Raw genomic sequence first — 15,445 nt, 5'->3', positions numbered from 1 at the left:
TTGCTTCTCAAGCAACAACGGTTGCCCCACCCACTACTTCTGCACAAGGACGCACCATGAACGCTCTCGTCAAATCCATCCTCTCCACCAACGCCGGCGCCGGTCTCGCCGTTCTGCGCATCACCACCGGCCTGACCTTCATGGCCCACGGTTCGCAGAAGCTCTTCGGCCTGTTCGGCGGCCCCGGCCTGGCCGGCATGGCGCAGTGGCTGGAGTCGCTGGGCGTGACCCCGGGCTACCTGATGGCCACCCTGGCCGGCAGCGCGGAGTTCTTCGGTGGCCTGTTCCTGGTGCTGGGCCTGCTGGTGCGTCTGGCCAGCATCCCGCTGATCGTCGCCATGCTGGTCGCCGTGTTCAGCGTGCACCTGGCCAACGGTTTCTTCATCACCGAAAACGGCTTCGAGTATGCCTTCACCCTGATCATGATCAGCGTGGCGCTGCTCATCAGCGGGGCCGGCCCGTTCTCGCTGGATCGCAAGCTGTCCAACTGATCGACCCGGTAACGAAAAAGGGGCGGGTGCCAATGGCATCCGCCCCTTTTCTTTGTCTGCGGTTCAACCCAGCAGGTGCTGCACCCCACCATTGATCAGCGCACCGCCTACCAACAGGAAGATGAACAGCCCGGCACCCAGCAGCAGCGGCTTGGGGCCTTCCTTGCGCAGGTCGCCGAGGCGGGTGGCGAGGCCCAGGGCGGCCATGGCCATGCCCAGCAGGACGTCGTCCAGCTGTTGCAGCGGCGCCAGCCAGCTTTCCGGGATCAGGCCCAGCGAACGCAGGCCGGTGACCAGCAGGAAGGCCACGGCGAAGCCGGGGACCTGTACGCGGCGCTTGCCTTCGCTGGCGCTCTCGGCGCTGCCGAAGCGACCCAGGCAGAGCAGGGCCGGGGCCAGCAGCAGGACCCGGAGCATCTTGCTGATCAGCGCGGCGTCGGCGGCGGCCGGGTCCATGGCGCGGCCGGCGGCGACCACCTGGGCCACTTCGTGGATGGTCGAGCCGGTGAAGATGCCGAAGGCCTTGGGGCTGCCGAACAGGTTCGGCAGGTGGGCGAACAGCAGCGGTTGCAGGAGCATGCCCAGGGTGCCGAACAGCACCACGGTGGCTACCGCCACGGCGGTGTGCTCGGCGCGGGCGCGCAGCACCGGGCTGCTGGCCATGACCGCGGCGGCGCCGCAGATGGCGCTGCCGGCGCCGATCAGCAGGGCGCTCTCGCGCGGCAGCTTGAGCCAGCGCACGCCGATCCAGGCGGCCATCAGCAGGGTGCTGGCGACCATCAGCACGTCGATCACCAGGGCCGCCGGGCCGAGCGCGGCGATGTCCTGGAAGGTCAGGCGCAGGCCGTAGAGCACCACGCCCAGACGCAGCAGTTGCTGGCGCGACAGCTCCACGCCCGGACGCAGGCCGCCGAAGCGCGCGGCGCCGAGATTGCCGAGCAGCAGGCCGAGGAGAATGGCCAGGGTCAGGCCGCCGAGGCCCAGGTGCTGGATGGCCGGGATACGCACCAGGAGGTTGGCGCCGGCGGCGATCAGCAGGCACAGCAGCGCACCGGGAACCAGGTAGGGAATGCGGCGCAGGAAGGTAGGCATGACGGGCTCCTTGTGTAAGGTGCAGTCATGGTGCGCGCCGCTCGCTTAGTGTAAAAACGGATTGTTCTTATTGGATCAAACGGTTTTGTCGATATGGGCCCGCGCATCACCCTCCGCCAGCTCGCCACCTTCGCCGCCATCGCCGAGCATGGCAACGTCACCCAGGCCGCGGCGGCCATCGCGCTTTCGCAATCGGCGGCCAGCCAGGCCCTGCAGGAGCTGGAGCGGGCCCTGCAGACGCGGCTGTTCGACCGCAGCGGCAAGCGCCTGGCGCTGAACGACAACGGCCGGGCGCTGTATCCCAAGGCTTGTGCGCTGCTGGACCAGAGCGCGGAGCTGGAAGCCCTGTTCCAGCACGCGCCGGTGCAGCTGGCGCTAGGCGCCAGCCGCAGCATCGGTGGCTACCTGCTGCCGCAGGTGATGGCCGGCTTCCTCGCCGAGCTGCCCGACAGCCGCCTGCAGCTGCAGGTTGCCAACAGCCGCGAGATTCTCGCCGCGCTCTGCGAGTTCCGCCTCGACGTAGCCTATATCGAGGCGCCCATCCAGCATCCGCAGGTGCAGTTGCTGCCCTGGGTGGAGGACGAACTGCTGCTGGTCGCCGCACCGGATCACCCGCTGGCGCGCCAGGCGACGCTGACCTTCGAGCAACTCGCGGCGGCGCGCTGGGTACTGCGCGAGGCCGGCTCGGGTACCCGCGTCACCTTCGAGCAGCAAGTGCTGCCGCGCCTGGGCAGCCTGTCGGCGCCGCTGGAAGTGAGCAACGCCGAGGCGATCAAGCACCTGGTGGCCAGCGGCGCCGGCATCAGTTGCCTGTCGCGGCGGGTGGTGGCGGACGAGCTGGCGCGTGGCGAGCTGGTCGCCCTGGACAATCCCCTCGGGCCCTTGCGGCGCACCTTCTTCCGCGCACTGCATGTGGACAAGTACCCCACCGCCGGCCTGCGTCGTTTCCTCGATTACGCCGAGGGCTGGGCCGCGCTCAATCGCGGCTGAACGTCGCCTCGCCGTCCAGCGGCCAGCGCCCGATGGTGCGGTAGTGCGTACCGTGCGGGCCGTTTTCCGAGCTGTACAGCGCCAGCTCGCGAGCCGGCCAGGCGAATTGCGCCGCGCCGTCCGGTGCGCGGCGACAATGCCGCGCCAGGGTCAGGTGCGGGCGAAAGGGCCGTCGCTCGATCTCGAAGCCGGCGGCGCGCAAGGTGTCGTGCAGTGCGTGGACCAGGCTCGGCAGCGCTTCGGGGATGCTGGCTGGCGCCAGGTGCAGGATGCCGTTGCGCCACAGTTCCAGGCGCTCCAGGCGCAGCTCGAAGGGTATGCGCGGCATGCTCGCGCCCAAAGCCAGCAGTTCGGCCTTGCGGGCGCGCGGCACCGCGCCGAGGAAGGCCAGGGTGAGGTGCAGGTTGGCCGCCGCTACCGGCTGGCCGTCGATGGCCAAGCCGTCGCGCCAGGCCGCCAGTGGCGCACGGATTTCGTCCGGGCAGGGCAGGGCGAAGAACAGGCGCAGGGGTGGGGTGCTCATGGGGGCTCTCGTCATCCGGAAGTCGCCTTGACAGTATCGTCGGGGCTTCTCTAGGATGCCGCACAGCGCCGATTTAAGTAGCAACTTGCGGGGCGCGGACACCGGCTGGTGTCGAAATACCGCTAAAGCGCTGGTTCGGTGTGCCTCTCGCCGCGTCCAGCAGGACCCAAGAGGCGGAGACATGACACTCATGACCCGTGCCAATCCCCAAGTGCGCCTGGCCCCCATCACTACCGGCCTGCTGCGGCGCAACCCGCGCATCCTCCTCAGCGGCAATCACCAGCCGACCCTGGTTCGCTACCTCGAAGGCTGGCCGAAACGCTGGCAGGGCTCGCGCACCTTCCTCATCCAGTTCGCCAGTGGCCTCGCCGAGATCGCCCGCTTCCCCAGCGACCATTTCGACTTCGCCGTGGTCCACGCGCCGTGCGCCGAGGAACTGGAAACCCTGGTCCACGAACTGACCCGCGTCGCCCGCCAGGGCCTGATCACCCGGCGCCCGCCGGCGCTGTAACCCGCTCCGCTTTCTTCGTAGGAGCACGCCATGCGTGCGAATCGCGGGCATGGCCCGCTCCTGCGGAGTTGGTGTGCCTGGGTCAGGGATAGTCGATCTCGACCACGAACCAGAGCTTCTCGCCCGCCGGGCTGCGCACCGTCACCTCGGCGTCCAGCTCCTTGCCCACCAGGGCTCGGGCCAGCGGGGAGTCGATGCTGATCTGGTTGCTGCGCAGGTCCAGCTCGTCCGGGCCGACGATGCGGTAGCGGGCCTGCTCGCCGTCCTCGTCTTCCAGGGTCACCCAGGCGCCGAAGTAGACCTTGTTCGGGTCGCCCGGGCGGTCGCGCACCACCTTGAGGTTTTCCAGGCGCTTGCGCAGGAAGCGCACGCGGCTGTCGATCTCGCGCAGCATCTTCTTGCCGTAGATGTATTCGGCGTTCTCCGAGCGGTCGCCGAGCGCGGCCGCCTCGCTCACCGCCTGGGTCACCTGGGGCCGGCGCACGTTCCACAGCTCGTGCAGTTCGGCGCGCAGGCGCGCTTCGCCTTCGGGGGTGATCAACGGGGTGCCGGCGGTACGCGGCGGGCGATAGCGACTCATGGGGCGGTGGGGTTCCGGCTTTGGCGGGAGGGGGCTTCGGAGTCTATCAGCCTTCGCGCAACAGGCGCAGCGGGCTCAGGCTCAGCGCCTTGCGGGTGCCGAACAGGCCGGCGCCGCCCACCAGCACAGCGCCCAGCAGCGGCAGGCCGAGCAGCCACGGGTGAGGCCGCCAGGGCAACTGGAAGACCTGGCTGTAGAGCAGGAAGCTGATCAGCTCGCAGCCCAGGGCCGCGAGCAGCCCGCTGACCGCGCCGAGCAGGGCGAACTCGCTGCGCCGGGTACGTTGCAGCAGCTCGCGTCCGGCGCCCAGGGCGCGCAGCAGGGCGCCCTGGCGCAGGCGCTCGTCGAGGGTCGCCTGGAGGCCGGCGAAGAGCACGGCGAAACCGGCGGCGAGGACGAACACCAGCACGTACTCCACGGCCAGGGTGACCTGGTCGAGAATGCTGCGCAGCTGCGCCAGCAGTACGTCCACCGGCAGCAGGGTCACGGTGGGGAAGGCGCGGGCCAGCTCGATGGCGCTGCGCTGGTCGGCGCTCGGCAGGTAGAAGCTGGTCAGGTAGGTCACCGGCAGGTCGGCGAGGGTGCCGGGCTGGAAGACCATGAAGAAGTTCGGCTGGAAGTTGTCCCACTTCACCGAGCGCAGGCTCTGCACCCGGACTTCGCGGGTCTGCCCGGCGACGTTGAAGCTCAGGCGGTCGCCGAGCTTGATGCCGAGGTTGGCGGCGAGCTTCTCCTCGACCGAGACGCCGGGGAGCTCGCTCGCCTGCGCGCTCCACCAGCTGCCGGCGACCAGTTGGTTGCCGGCGGGCAGCTGCTGCGCCCAGGTCAGGCCCAGGTCGCGCTGCAGGGCGCGTTCGCTGCGCACATCCTCGCTGAGGGTCTGCACCGGCTGGCCGTTCACCGCGACCAGCCGGCCGGGGACCATCGGGAACAGCCCCTCGGCGTTGGGCGACAGGGCGCGCACGCGGCTTTCGAAGGCGTCCTTCTCCGCCGGCAGGATGTTCAGCGCGAAGTAGTTGGGCGCGTTGGCCGGTAGCTGGGCGTGCCAGGTGTCCAGCAGCTCGCCGCGCAGCAGGGCGATCAGCGCCATGGCCAGCAGGATCAGGCCGAAGGCCAGGCTCTGCCCGGCGGCGGCCAGCGGGTGCCGCAGCAGTTGGCCGAGACCCAGGCGCCAGGGCAGGCTGGCGCGCGCCAGCAGGCGGCGCAGGCCGTTCAGCGCGAGCAGCAGCAGGCCGCCGAGGATGGCCGCGGCGATCACGCCGCCACCGAGCAGCGCCAGGGTCAGGCGCAGGTCCAGGCTCAGTCGCCACATGATCAGGCCCAGCGCCAGCAGCGCGCAGCCATAGGCCAGCCAGCTGCGCATCGGCACCGGCAGCAGGTCGCTGCGCAGCACCCGCAGTGGCGGCACGCGGCCGAGGGCGGCCAGTGGTGGCAGGGCGAAGCCGGCCAGGGCCACCAGCCCGGTGGCCACCCCGGCGATCGCCGGGAAGGCGCCGGCCGGCGGGATCTGCGGCGGTAGCAGGTCGCCCAGCAGGGTCACCAGGCCCAGTTGCGCCAGGTAGCCGATGGCGGCACCCAGCAGGCTGGCCGCCAGGCCCAGGCTGAACAGTTGCAGGCCATATAGAAGGAGGGCCTCGCGGCGCGACAGGCCCAGGCAGCGGAGCAGGGCGCTGGCGTCGAAGCGGCGGTTGGCGAAGCGGTTGGCCGACAGCGCCACCGCCACTCCGGCGAGGAGGATGGCGGCCAGGCTGGCGAGGTTCAGGTAGCGCTCGGCGCGCTCCAGGGCGTCGCCGATCTGGCGGTTGCCGTGGTGCGCGTCGAGCAGTTGCTGGTTGGCGGCCAGCCCCGGCTGTACGGTGCTGCGATAACGTTGCAGGGCGCCCGCGTCGCCTTCCCAGAGGTCGCGGTAACGTACTCGGCTGCCCGGCTGCACCACGCCGGTGGCCTGCAGGTCGTGCAGGTTCATCATCACGCGCGGGGTGAGGCTGTAGAAGTCGCCGGCGCGGTCCGGCTCGTAGGTCAGCACGCGGGCGATGCGCAGGTCCTGGCGGCCGATCTCGACGCTGTCGCCGACCTTGAGGTCGAGGCTGTTGAGCAGCCGCGCCTCGACCCACACCTCGCCCGGCTGCGGCCGGCCGCCGGGGCTTTCGGCTTCCAGCGGCGCCGGGGCGCTCTTCAGTTCGCCGCGCAGCGGATAGTCGTCGTCCACCGCCTTGACGCTGCTCAGCTGGATGCCCTGGTCGGTGGCGATGACGCTGGAGAACTCGACGCTGTAGGCGTGGCGCAGGCCCAGCCGCTTGCCCGTGTCGATCTGTTGCGGGGTGGCCGGCTGGGTGCCGCTGAGCACCAGGTCGGCGCCGAGGAATTCGGCGGCGCGAACCAGCATGGCGCCGTTCAGCCGGGCGCTGAAGTAGCCGATGGCGGAGCTGGCGGCCACCGCCACCAGCAGGGCGAAGAACAGCACGCGTAGCTCGCCGCTGCGCCATTCGCGCAGCAGTTGGCGCAGGGCCAGGCCGCACAGGCGCGACAGCGGCAGCGACTTCATCGGTTCAGGGCTCCGCGTGGTCGATCAGGTGGCCGCTTTCCAGGCGGATCTGCCGCTGGCAGCGGTGCGCCAGGCGTTCGTCGTGGGTGACCAGGACCAGGGTGGTATGGCGCTCGCGGTTCAGCTCGAAGAGCAGGTCGCTGATGCGCTCGCCGGTGGCGCTGTCGAGGTTGCCGGTGGGTTCGTCGGCGAACAGCACGTCGGGCTCGGCGGCGAAGGCGCGGGCGATCGCCACCCGCTGCTGCTCGCCGCCGGAGAGCTGGCGCGGGTAATGGGTCAGGCGCTGGCCCAGGCCGACCCGCTCGAGCAGGGCGCGGGCACGCTGGCGGGCGTCGTCGCGGCCTTCCAGTTCCAGCGGCAGCATGACGTTCTCCAGCGCGTCCAGGCTGTCGAGCAGCTGGAACGACTGGAACACGAAGCCGACGTGGGCCGCGCGGACCCGTGCGCGCTGGTCCTCGTCGAGGTCGTCGAGGCGGTGCCCGGCCAGTTCGACGCTGCCGCCGCTGGGCTGGTCGAGGCCGGCGAGCAGGCCGAGCAGGGTGGACTTGCCGGAGCCCGAGCTGCCGACGATGGCCAGGCTGTCGCCGCGCTGCAGGGCCAGGGAAAGGTCGTGGAGAATGGTCAGCTCGCCTTCCGCGCTGGGGACGACCTTGCTAAGGTTGCGCGCGGTGAGAATGCTTTCGCTCATGGAGGGTCCGATGCGTGCATGGCTATCGAGCGTCTGCCTGGCGTTGCTGCTGGTCGCCCAGCAAGCCGCGGCGCAGACGCTGCTGGTCGTCGGCGATAGTATCAGCGCCGGTTTGGGCGTGGATACCGGCCAGGGCTGGGTCGCCCTGCTGGACAATCGCCTGAAACAGGAAGGGCTGGACTACCGCGTGGTCAACGCCTCGATCAGCGGCGACACCAGCGCGGGCGGCCTGGCGCGCCTGCCGGCGCTGCTTTCCACGGACAAGCCGAGCGTCGTGGTGATCGAGCTGGGCGGCAACGACGGTCTGCGCGGGCAGCCGCCACAGCAATTGCAACAGAATCTTGCTTCGATGGTCGCGGCCTCGCGCCAGGCCGGGGCCAAGGTGCTGTTGCTGGGCATGCAGCTGCCGCCCAATTATGGCGAGCGCTACACCCGCGCCTTCGCCCAGGTCTACCGGCAGGTGGCCGAGCAGGGCGGGGTGCCGCTGGTGCCGTTCTTCCTCGAAGGCGTCGGTGGGGTGCCGCAGATGATGCAGGCCGACGGCATCCATCCGGCGGCGGTGGCGCAGCCGCGCCTGCTCGACAACGTCTGGCCGCAGCTCAAGCCTCTGCTGTAGGTCACTGGAGGCTTCGCGAGGCTTCCCCGCGCGGGGGCTTTCCAGTATGTTTGCGCACCCTTCAGGAGCCACCATGTCCCGCCCCGCCTGGACCCTCTTCGCCTACCAGTTGATCGAACCCGACTCGCAGCTCGATCTGTTCGCCTGTCGTGAGGTGCGCGTGCATCTCGTCGCCCGGCAACTGGAGCTGGGGACTTCGGGTGATCGCACCTTGTGCGGCGGGCTGCTGCCGGCGCAACCGCTCTGGCGCGAGGCGCGGCGCGATTTCCTGCGCGATCGCCGGCTGTGCGCGGAGTGCCTGAAACGTCTTGATCTGGAGAAACGCGGCCAGCGCTTCGCCTGGCTGCTTTGAACTCTCCCGGAGAACGGGGTCTGAGTGTTACACTATTGCCCCCTCAGCCAACTGTTCTCGTCAAGGATCCTCGGATGTTGTCGCGCGTAATTGCCGCCTGCTCGCTGTCTTTCGCCGCGCTGCTTTCGGCCGGCCCCGTTTCTGCCCTCGAGCTGCCGTTGCCGGCGCCCGGCGAAGATATCGTCGGCCAGGTGCAGGTAATCAAGGCCAAGTACGAAGATACCTTCGCCGACCTTGGCCAGACCTATGACCTGGGCTACCAGGAAATGATCGCCGCCAACCCGGGCGTCGACGCCTGGCTGCCGGGCGTGGGCACCGAGGTCATCATTCCGACCCGCTTCATCCTGCCGCCGGGTCCGCGCGAAGGCATCGTGATCAACATTGCCGAGTACCGCCTGTACTACTTCCCGAAAGGCAAGAACGTCGTCTACACCTACCCGCTGGGTATCGGTCGCGAGGGCTGGGGTTCGCCGATCGCTCACACCAGCATCGTCGCCAAGACCAAGGATCCGGCCTGGTATCCGCCGGCCTCGATCCGCGCCGAGCACGCCGCCGACGGCGACCCGCTGCCGACCGTCATCCCGCCGGGCCCGGACAACCCGCTGGGGCCGTACAAGATGGCTCTGGGCGTGCCGGGCTACCTGATCCACGGTTCGAACAAGAAGTTCGGCATCGGCACCCGCACCAGCCACGGCTGCTTCCGCATGTACAACGGCGACGTGACCGAGCTGTTCCCGCTGGTGCCGGTCGGCACGTCGGTGCGCATCATCAACGAGCCGTACAAGTTCGGTCGCAGCGAGGGCAAGATCTACCTCGAGGCCCACACCCCGATCGACGACCACGGCAACCCGTCGGTGGTGGACAAGCACACCGCGGTGATCAACGCCCTGCTCAAGCGCGAAGACATCGCCAACCAGATGCAGATGGACTGGAACGTGGTGCGTGAAGTGGTGGCCGCCGAAGACGGCCTGCCGGTGGCCATCGCCCAGCCGCAGCAGCCGGCGCCGGCCTCGATGGCGGCCAGCGAGCCGACCCAACTGCCCTGATCGCTTCTGCGTCGTAACGAAGAACCCGCTGGCCGAAGGTCCGCGGGTTTTTTCTTGCCCGGGGAAAACACCAGGCAATAAAAAAGCCGACCTCGAAAGGTCGGCTTTCCAACAGATCCGAAGATCTATTACTTGCGGCTGGCTTTGTCCAGCATACGCAGAGCGCGCTCGTTAGCCTCGTCAGCAGTCTGCTGGGCTTTCTGAGCAGCGGCCAGCGCTTCGTCAGCGTGACGGTAGGCTTCGTCAGCACGGGCTTGAGCGCGAGCAGCGGCGTCTTCAGTAGCGGTCAGACGGGCTTCGGTTTCTTTCGAGTGGCTGCTGCAACCGGTGGCCAGAACAGCAGCCAGAGCCAGAGCAGAGAATTTCAGAACGTTGTTCATCGTGTTCCCCTTAAGGTGGACATTTCCATTAAAGCAATTTCCCATGGGACTGGGAAATTAGCCGGCCTACATAGTACTCATTACTTGTAGTAAGTAAACTGACCAAGCGCAAGTACGGCACTTTTTTTTTATGCCTGACCCGGTTGAACAGTTAATTGTCACGGAAGTTGTGCAAAAAATGTGCAAACTGTCTCGGGTGCCCCTGCGCCGGGGCTGACGGAGATAGTCAGGAGGTGGACAAGGTGCTTGAGTATAGCGCGTCGAACTAATGCTTAATCGCGATAGGACGAAAGTCTGGGGGAACTATTGGCGGGTTACACCGGTCGCCAATTGAGAGGACATTGCAGCTGCGTCGAGCGGAAACGAAAAAGCCCGGTTAACTTCATCAGTCAACCGGGCTTTTAGATGTGGCGGTGAGGGAGGGATTCGAACCCTCGATACGGTCTCCCGTATACACACTTTCCAGGCGTGCTCCTTCAGCCACTCGGACACCTCACCGTGTTTCGACAGCGCTGTGTCTGTCGAGGCGCGCACTTTACTCAAAGGCTTTCCTAAAGGCAAATGTTTTTTCAACGGATTCATCGGCTTAAGGTGGCCGGGGGGAAATCGCGGGCGTCCGCCTTGTTACACTGGCGGCTTACCTGGACAGGCGAGTGCGATGGCGAGCTGGGACATATTCTGCTGCGTGGTGGACAACTACGGTGACATAGGCGTGACCTGGCGCCTGGCGCGCCAGCTGGCCGGCGAGCACGGCCAGGACGTGCGCCTGTGGGTCGACGATCTGCATTCCTTCGCGCGCCTGTGCCCGCAGGCCGACGTCGGCGCGGCGCGGCAGGTCCAGGCGGGCGTCGACGTTCGCCTGTGGCCGGCCCTCTGGCAGGACACGCCGGCCGCCGACGTGGTCATCGAGGCCTTCGCCTGCCCGTTGCCGCCGGCCTATGTAGAGGCGATGCAGCGGCGACCGCGGCCGTCGCTGTGGCTCAACCTGGAATACCTCAGCGCCGAGGGCTGGGTCGCCTCCTGCCATGGCTTGCCGTCGCTGCAGCCCGGCGGGCTGCAGAAGTTCTTCTATTTTCCCGGTTTCGGCCAGGGCGTCGGCGGCTTGCTGCGCGAGGCGCGGCTGATCGAGCGACGCGACGCCTTCCAGGCCGATCCGGCGCGAGCCGGGGCGTTTCTCGCCGCCCAGGGCGTGCAGGTAGAGGAGGGCGAGCGCCTGTTCTCGCTGTTCGCCTATGAGAACGCGGCGCTGCCGTCGTGGCTGGACGCCTTGGCCGGCGCCGCGCGCGCTACGCTGCTGTTGGTGCCCGAAGGGCGAGTGCTCGGCGACGTCGCCCGCTGGCTCGGCGTGCCGGGTCTGACGGTGGGCGAATGCCTGCGGCGCGGCCACCTGCGCGTCCAGGTGCTGCCGTTCGTCCGCCAGGAGGACTATGACCTGCTGCTGTGGAGCTGCGATTTCAACGCCGTGCGCGGCGAGGATTCGTTCGTTCGCGCGCTCTGGGCGGGCAAGCCGTTCGTCTGGCACATCTATGAACAGGAGGAGGGCGTTCACCTGGACAAGCTGGAAGCCTTCCTGGCTCTCTACACCGAGGGTATGGACGAGGCGCTCAGGGGTGCGCTCGTGCGGTTCTGGGAAGCCTGGAACGGGCGTGGCGACCTGGCCACGGCCTGGGCCGGGCTGGAACGCCAGGCGCCTGGCTGGCGGGATTGGGCCGCGCGCTGGAGCGCCGAGCGGGCGGCGGAGGCGGATCTCGCCACGGGGCTGGTGCGTTTTTATACAAATTGGCTATGATACGTCCCCTGTTTTTTGTCACCCATCCAAATCGGATATTCGTATGAAAACCGCTCAAGAGTTCCGCGCAGGCCAGGTTGCCAACATCAATGGCGCCCCCTGGGTCATCCAGAAGGCCGAGTTCAACAAATCCGGCCGCAACAGCGCCGTCGTCAAGATGAAGCTGAAGAACCTGCTGACCGGCGCCGGTACCGAGACCGTGTTCAAGGCCGACGACAAGCTGGAGCCGATCATCCTCGACCGCAAGGAAGTGACCTACACCTACTTCGCGGACCCGCTCTACGTCTTCATGGACAACGAGTTCAACCAGTACGAGATCGAGAAAGACGATCTGGAAGGCGTGCTGACCTTCATCGAAGACGGCATGACCGACGTCTGCGAAGCGGTCTTCTACAACGACAAGGTGATCTCCGTCGAACTGCCGACCACCATCGTTCGTGAAATCGTCTACACCGAGCCGGCCGTCCGTGGCGACACTTCCGGCAAGGTCATGAAGACCGCCCGCCTGAAGAACGGTGCCGAGGTGCAGGTTTCCGCGTTCTGCGAAATCGGCGACTCCATCGAGATCGATACCCGCACCGGCGAGTACAAGTCCCGCGTCAAGGCCTAAGCCTTCGTGTGACAGAAAAAGCCCGGCAGATGCCGGGCTTTTTCGTTTCCGCCTACTGTTTTTTCCGAAGGTGTTATTTCAGGTGCACCTTCAACTCTTCCCCGGCCTGGCGCAGGGCGGCCTGCACGGCGGGGACCTGGGCCAGCGGGTTGAGCAGGCCGTAGTCGTGGATCATGCCGTTGTAGCGCACGGCGGTGACCGCCACGCCGGCGGCGTCGAGCTTGCGGGCGTAGGCTTCGCCTTCGTCGCGCAGCACGTCGAACTCGGCGGTCTGCACCAGCGCCGGCGGCAGGCCCTGCAACTGTGCGCTGGTAGCGCGCAGCGGCGAGGCATAGATCTCGGCGCGCTGTTTCGGGTCGGTGGTGTAGCTGTTCCAGAACCACTGCATCATCGGCTTGGTGAGGAAGTGGCCCTGGGCGAACTGGTTGTACGAGGCGGTCTCGAAGCTGGCGTCGGTCACCGGCCAGAGCAGGGCCTGGAAGCGCAGCTTGGGCGTGCCCTTGTCCTTGGCCATCAGCGCGACCACCGCGGCCATGTTGCCGCCGACGCTGTTGCCGGCCACCGCCAGGCGTGTGCCGTCGACGTCGATGTCCTTGCCGTGTTCGGCCACCCATTTCGTCGCCGCGTAGGCCTGGTTGATGGCTACCGGGTAGTGCGCCTCGGGGGAGGGCGTGTAGTCGACGTAGACCGCCGCCGCGCCGGAGCTGATCACCAGGTCGTGGATCAGCCGGGCGTGGGTCGGATAGTCGCCCAGCACCCAGCCGCCGCCATGGAAGAACATGAACACCGGCAGGCTGCCCTTGGCGTTGGCCGGGCGGACGATGGTCAGCTTGATGCGCTGGCCGTCGGCCTGGATGGTCTTCTCGCTGATCGTGGTGCCGGACAGGTCGACCTTGACCGAGGCCTGGGCGCCGGTCAGGACCGCGCGGGCGTCTTTCGGCGCGAGGGTTTCCAGGGGCTTGCCGCCGCCGGCTTCCAGGACTTCGAGGAACGCCTGGGTATCGTGCTGGACGCCGGGGCTGCCGGCGCCGAAGGCGTTGCCGATGGCCAGGGCCAGCAGGCTGCCGAGCAGAGTCTTGCCGAACGCTTTCATGTGCATGTTCTCCGTGGGCGAGGGTGGGGTCAGACGGCGACGTTCAGGCGCACGTCGATATTGCCGCGAGTGGCGTTGGAGTACGGGCAGACCTGGTGGGCCGCGGCGACCAGCTCTTCGGCGACGGCGCGGTCCAGGCCCGGCAGGCTGATGTTCAGTTCCACTTCCAGGCCGAAGCCGCCGGGAATCTGCCCGATGCCGACCTTGCCGGTGATCGAGGCGTCGGCGGGAAGCTGGCGCTTGCTCTGGCCGGCGACGAATTTCAGGGCGCCGATGAAGCAGGCCGAGTAGCCGGCGGCGAACAGTTGTTCGGGGTTGGTCGCGTTGCCGCCCTGGCCGCCCAGTTCGCGCGGGGTGCTCAGCTTCACGTCGAGGATGCCGTCGGAGGAGATGGCGCGGCCGTCACGGCCTCCGGTGGCGGTAGCGGTGGCGGTGTAGAGGGCTTTGATGGTTTGCATGGCGGTCTCTCCGGGATTCTGTTTGCTCGTTAATGTTTTGCGCGATAAGTAAGTGCGTGAGGCAGAGATTAGTGCCGAGTTATTTTGTGCGCAAGATATTTGTCGGAAGAATTCGCGATAAATCTGTGCGAATTCGGGAATAAGCGCCTAGTTCGAGCCTTGCAGGCTGCCGCGCAGGCCCACCAGCTCTTTCTTCAGCTCGCCCAGCTGTTCCAGGTCGAGCCCGCTGGCGGTGAGGATGCAGGCGGGAATGCTCTCGGCCTGCTGGCGCAGGTCGCGACCTTTGTCGGTGAGACGCAGTTCCACCACGCGCTCGTCGCTGGCGCTGCGCGTGCGAGTGATCAGGCCTTCGCCTTCCAGGCGCTTGAGCAGCGGGGTGAGGGAGCCGGGGTCGGTGAGCATGCGCGAGCTGATCTCGCCGACGGTGATGCCGTCCTGCTCCCATAGCACCAGCATGGCGATGTACTGCGGGTAGGTCAGGCCCAATGCCTGCAGCAACGGCTTGTAGACCTTGGTCATCTGCAGCGAGGTGGAGTACAGGGCGAAGCACAGCTGGTTGTCGAGCTTGAGCGCTTCGCAGTTGGCCAGGGGGGAGTTCATGGCGGCCTCCGGAATAGGTGATTGCACATTAATTTAGCGCGCTGGCTATTTCTTGGCCAGTTGCGCCTGTCCGAGATGCTCCGCCAGGTCGCGATCCCAGGGCGGCGGGAAGCCGAAGCGCTGGGCGAGGAACGCCAGCAGGCGCTGGCTGCGCGGGTGGGGGCCGCGCTCCAGGCGCAGAGCGTGGATCCCGCCGGGCTCGGGCTCCGGCAGGCCCTGCTCGCAGAACAATGGCAGCAGTTCACCGCGCACCAGGTACTCGCTGCACATCCAGGTTGGCAGGTGCGCCAGGCCCAGGCCCTGCAAGGCGCCTTCGACCAGCGTCTCGCCATTGTTGGTGGTCAGCCGCAGGCGCCGGGGACGCAGGTGCTGCAGGCGCCCGTCGACAGCGAAACGCCAGACCAGCGGCGGCGCCAGGCCTTCCCAGTCGAGGCCGACGTGCTCGGGCAGCTGCCGGGGCGACGTCGGCCGGCCATGCCGGGCCAGGTAGTCGGGGCTGGCGCAGACGATACGCCGCATGGGCGCGAGCAGGGTTCCCACCAGGCGGCTGTCGGGCAGCGGGCCGATGCGCAGCACCAGGTCGACCTGGCCGAGGTTGTCGCCCTGCTGGTCGGTGAAGCTGTCGATCAGGCGCAGCTGCACGTCCAGTCCGGGATTGAGCCGCAGGAAGTCGGCCAGGGCCGGCGCCAGGTGGCGGCGGCCGAACGGCACCGGCGCGTCGATGCGGATCAGGCCTTCCGGGGCGGTGCTCAGCGACACCGCCTCGGCGCGGGCCTGGCGCAGTTCCTCGACGATGCGCCGCGCGCGTTCGGCGAAGGCCAGGCCGGCCGGGGTGGCGCGTACCGCGTGGGTGGTGCGCGCCAGCAGCGGGCTGCCCAGGCCTTGCTCGAGGGCGTCCATGCGCCGCGCCACCGCCGACGGGGTGAGCTGGCGCAGGCGGGCGGCGGCGGAAAAGCTGCCGCTGTCGAGCACGTCGAGGAACAGGTCCAGCTGGTCTTCCAGGGCGGTCGGAGTCATGGCAAATACCTGTGCTTGAAACGCAAAGCTATTGTGCTGGGCTTTGCGTTTCCCATCCAGCGAC

At 67.8% G+C, this 15,445-nt stretch carries 18 protein-coding genes and 1 tRNA gene; 8 read left to right on the top strand and 11 right to left on the bottom strand.

Going from position 1 to position 15,445, the window contains the following annotated elements:
- Nucleotides 1-56: 56 nt before the first annotated feature.
- A complete protein-coding gene (locus P3W75_RS26045; protein ID WP_276230194.1) occupies nucleotides 57-491 on the top strand; it encodes a DoxX family protein in 435 nt (144 codons plus the stop codon).
- Nucleotides 492-554: 63 nt separating this feature from the next.
- On the opposite strand, the gene P3W75_RS26040 is transcribed toward P3W75_RS26045, so the two are convergent.
- On the bottom strand, nucleotides 555-1,583 hold the full coding sequence (locus P3W75_RS26040) for a YeiH family protein (RefSeq protein ID WP_276230193.1): 1,029 nt from the start codon (nucleotides 1,581-1,583) through the stop codon (nucleotides 555-557).
- A gap of 93 nt (nucleotides 1,584-1,676) precedes the next feature.
- On the opposite strand from P3W75_RS26040, the gene P3W75_RS26035 reads away from it, so the two are divergent.
- The gene (locus tag P3W75_RS26035) at nucleotides 1,677-2,573 is read left to right on the top strand and encodes a LysR family transcriptional regulator (protein ID WP_276230192.1); all 897 of its coding nucleotides are present in this window, start codon (nucleotides 1,677-1,679) and stop codon (nucleotides 2,571-2,573) included.
- On the opposite strand, the gene thpR is transcribed toward P3W75_RS26035, so the two are convergent.
- Complete coding sequence (gene thpR, locus P3W75_RS26030) at nucleotides 2,560-3,096, bottom strand: RNA 2',3'-cyclic phosphodiesterase (RefSeq protein ID WP_276230191.1); 537 nt, start codon at nucleotides 3,094-3,096, stop codon at nucleotides 2,560-2,562. The two genes, P3W75_RS26035 and thpR, sit on opposite strands and share 14 nt — an antisense overlap.
- Nucleotides 3,097-3,286: 190 nt before the next feature.
- On the opposite strand from thpR, the gene P3W75_RS26025 reads away from it, so the two are divergent.
- Nucleotides 3,287-3,607 carry a hypothetical protein gene (locus P3W75_RS26025; RefSeq protein WP_276230217.1) on the top strand — a complete coding sequence of 107 codons (321 nt, stop codon included), beginning with the start codon at nucleotides 3,287-3,289 and terminating at the stop codon, nucleotides 3,605-3,607.
- Between the two features lie 82 nt (nucleotides 3,608-3,689).
- Here P3W75_RS26025 and greB read toward each other — a convergent pair whose 3' ends face one another.
- From greB to P3W75_RS26010, 3 genes are read right to left on the bottom strand one after another with little or no spacing between them, the layout of a single operon-like run.
- Nucleotides 3,690-4,187 (bottom strand): transcription elongation factor GreB, encoded by a 498-nt coding sequence (gene greB, locus P3W75_RS26020; protein ID WP_276230190.1) that lies wholly within the window; start codon nucleotides 4,185-4,187, stop codon nucleotides 3,690-3,692.
- Nucleotides 4,188-4,233: 46 nt separating this feature from the next.
- Nucleotides 4,234-6,723, bottom strand: a complete 2,490-nt coding sequence (locus P3W75_RS26015; RefSeq protein ID WP_276230216.1) for an ABC transporter permease — start codon at nucleotides 6,721-6,723, stop codon at nucleotides 4,234-4,236.
- 13 nt (nucleotides 6,724-6,736) lie between these two features.
- Nucleotides 6,737-7,420, bottom strand: coding sequence for an ABC transporter ATP-binding protein (locus tag P3W75_RS26010; protein ID WP_276230189.1), 684 nt, complete (start codon nucleotides 7,418-7,420; stop codon nucleotides 6,737-6,739).
- 10 nt (nucleotides 7,421-7,430) lie between these two features.
- Between P3W75_RS26010 and P3W75_RS26005 the strand changes: the two genes are divergently transcribed.
- From P3W75_RS26005 to P3W75_RS25995, 3 genes are all read left to right on the top strand, one after another.
- On the top strand, nucleotides 7,431-8,036 hold the full coding sequence (locus tag P3W75_RS26005) for an arylesterase (RefSeq protein WP_276230188.1): 606 nt from the start codon (nucleotides 7,431-7,433) through the stop codon (nucleotides 8,034-8,036).
- 73 nt (nucleotides 8,037-8,109) lie between these two features.
- Nucleotides 8,110-8,388, top strand: coding sequence for a hypothetical protein (locus tag P3W75_RS26000; RefSeq protein ID WP_276230187.1), 279 nt, complete (start codon nucleotides 8,110-8,112; stop codon nucleotides 8,386-8,388).
- A gap of 74 nt (nucleotides 8,389-8,462) precedes the next feature.
- Nucleotides 8,463-9,434, top strand: a complete 972-nt coding sequence (locus P3W75_RS25995) for a L,D-transpeptidase family protein (protein ID WP_276230186.1) — start codon at nucleotides 8,463-8,465, stop codon at nucleotides 9,432-9,434.
- A 128-nt stretch (nucleotides 9,435-9,562) separates the two neighbouring features.
- Here the strand turns inward: P3W75_RS25995 and oprI are convergent, their stop codons facing one another.
- Together oprI and P3W75_RS25985 are read right to left on the bottom strand one after the other, a co-directional pair.
- Entirely contained in the window at nucleotides 9,563-9,814 is a 252-nt protein-coding gene (gene oprI, locus P3W75_RS25990; RefSeq protein ID WP_024128796.1) for an outer membrane lipoprotei OprI, read from the bottom strand.
- Nucleotides 9,815-10,222: 408 nt separating this feature from the next.
- Nucleotides 10,223-10,312 (bottom strand) — tRNA-Ser (locus tag P3W75_RS25985).
- 160 nt (nucleotides 10,313-10,472) lie between these two features.
- Here P3W75_RS25985 and earP point away from each other — a divergent pair.
- Nucleotides 10,473-11,603, top strand: a complete 1,131-nt coding sequence (earP, locus tag P3W75_RS25980) for an elongation factor P maturation arginine rhamnosyltransferase EarP (RefSeq protein ID WP_276230185.1) — start codon at nucleotides 10,473-10,475, stop codon at nucleotides 11,601-11,603.
- 43 nt (nucleotides 11,604-11,646) lie between these two features.
- Entirely contained in the window at nucleotides 11,647-12,213 is a 567-nt protein-coding gene (gene efp / locus P3W75_RS25975; RefSeq protein WP_276230184.1) for an elongation factor P, read from the top strand.
- A gap of 73 nt (nucleotides 12,214-12,286) precedes the next feature.
- Here efp and P3W75_RS25970 read toward each other — a convergent pair whose 3' ends face one another.
- The 4 genes from P3W75_RS25970 to P3W75_RS25955 all read right to left on the bottom strand — a co-directional run bounded on the left by P3W75_RS25970 (nucleotide 12,287) and on the right by P3W75_RS25955 (nucleotide 15,381).
- Nucleotides 12,287-13,306 carry an alpha/beta hydrolase gene (locus tag P3W75_RS25970; RefSeq protein ID WP_276230215.1) on the bottom strand — a complete coding sequence of 340 codons (1,020 nt, stop codon included), beginning with the start codon at nucleotides 13,304-13,306 and terminating at the stop codon, nucleotides 12,287-12,289.
- 29 nt (nucleotides 13,307-13,335) lie between these two features.
- Nucleotides 13,336-13,764, bottom strand: a complete 429-nt coding sequence (locus P3W75_RS25965; RefSeq protein WP_276230183.1) for an organic hydroperoxide resistance protein — start codon at nucleotides 13,762-13,764, stop codon at nucleotides 13,336-13,338.
- Between the two features lie 147 nt (nucleotides 13,765-13,911).
- Nucleotides 13,912-14,364, bottom strand: coding sequence for a MarR family winged helix-turn-helix transcriptional regulator (locus P3W75_RS25960; protein WP_276230182.1), 453 nt, complete (start codon nucleotides 14,362-14,364; stop codon nucleotides 13,912-13,914).
- Nucleotides 14,365-14,409: 45 nt separating this feature from the next.
- A complete protein-coding gene (locus P3W75_RS25955) occupies nucleotides 14,410-15,381 on the bottom strand; it encodes a LysR family transcriptional regulator (protein ID WP_276230181.1) in 972 nt (323 codons plus the stop codon).
- Between the last annotated feature and the right edge of the window lie 64 nt (nucleotides 15,382-15,445).

This window comes from Pseudomonas citronellolis (assembly GCF_029335315.1).
In the GTDB taxonomy this organism is placed as follows: Bacteria; Pseudomonadota; Gammaproteobacteria; order Pseudomonadales; family Pseudomonadaceae; genus Pseudomonas; species Pseudomonas citronellolis_A.
The sequence above is the reverse complement of the archived record's forward strand: the minus strand, read 5'-3'. Positions and strand labels throughout refer to the sequence as shown.

Bases quoted from the DNA above. Each gene is read 5' to 3' on its own strand.
- P3W75_RS26045 (WP_276230194.1), top strand. From the start codon at position 57: ATGAACGCTCTCGTCAAATCCATCCTCTCCACCAACGCCGGCGCCGGT.
- P3W75_RS26040 (WP_276230193.1), bottom strand. From the start codon at position 1,583: ATGCCTACCTTCCTGCGCCGCATTCCCTACCTGGTTCCCGGTGCGCTG.
- P3W75_RS26035 (WP_276230192.1), top strand. From the start codon at position 1,677: ATGGGCCCGCGCATCACCCTCCGCCAGCTCGCCACCTTCGCCGCCATC.
- thpR (WP_276230191.1), bottom strand. From the start codon at position 3,096: ATGAGCACCCCACCCCTGCGCCTGTTCTTCGCCCTGCCCTGCCCGGAC.
- P3W75_RS26025 (WP_276230217.1), top strand. From the start codon at position 3,287: ATGACCCGTGCCAATCCCCAAGTGCGCCTGGCCCCCATCACTACCGGC.
- greB (WP_276230190.1), bottom strand. From the start codon at position 4,187: ATGAGTCGCTATCGCCCGCCGCGTACCGCCGGCACCCCGTTGATCACC.
- P3W75_RS26010 (WP_276230189.1), bottom strand. From the start codon at position 7,420: ATGAGCGAAAGCATTCTCACCGCGCGCAACCTTAGCAAGGTCGTCCCC.
- P3W75_RS26005 (WP_276230188.1), top strand. From the start codon at position 7,431: ATGCGTGCATGGCTATCGAGCGTCTGCCTGGCGTTGCTGCTGGTCGCC.
- P3W75_RS26000 (WP_276230187.1), top strand. From the start codon at position 8,110: ATGTCCCGCCCCGCCTGGACCCTCTTCGCCTACCAGTTGATCGAACCC.
- P3W75_RS25995 (WP_276230186.1), top strand. From the start codon at position 8,463: ATGTTGTCGCGCGTAATTGCCGCCTGCTCGCTGTCTTTCGCCGCGCTG.
- oprI (WP_024128796.1), bottom strand. From the start codon at position 9,814: ATGAACAACGTTCTGAAATTCTCTGCTCTGGCTCTGGCTGCTGTTCTG.
- earP (WP_276230185.1), top strand. From the start codon at position 10,473: ATGGCGAGCTGGGACATATTCTGCTGCGTGGTGGACAACTACGGTGAC.
- efp (WP_276230184.1), top strand. From the start codon at position 11,647: ATGAAAACCGCTCAAGAGTTCCGCGCAGGCCAGGTTGCCAACATCAAT.
- P3W75_RS25970 (WP_276230215.1), bottom strand. From the start codon at position 13,306: ATGAAAGCGTTCGGCAAGACTCTGCTCGGCAGCCTGCTGGCCCTGGCC.
- P3W75_RS25965 (WP_276230183.1), bottom strand. From the start codon at position 13,764: ATGCAAACCATCAAAGCCCTCTACACCGCCACCGCTACCGCCACCGGA.
- P3W75_RS25960 (WP_276230182.1), bottom strand. From the start codon at position 14,364: ATGAACTCCCCCCTGGCCAACTGCGAAGCGCTCAAGCTCGACAACCAG.
- P3W75_RS25955 (WP_276230181.1), bottom strand. From the start codon at position 15,381: ATGACTCCGACCGCCCTGGAAGACCAGCTGGACCTGTTCCTCGACGTG.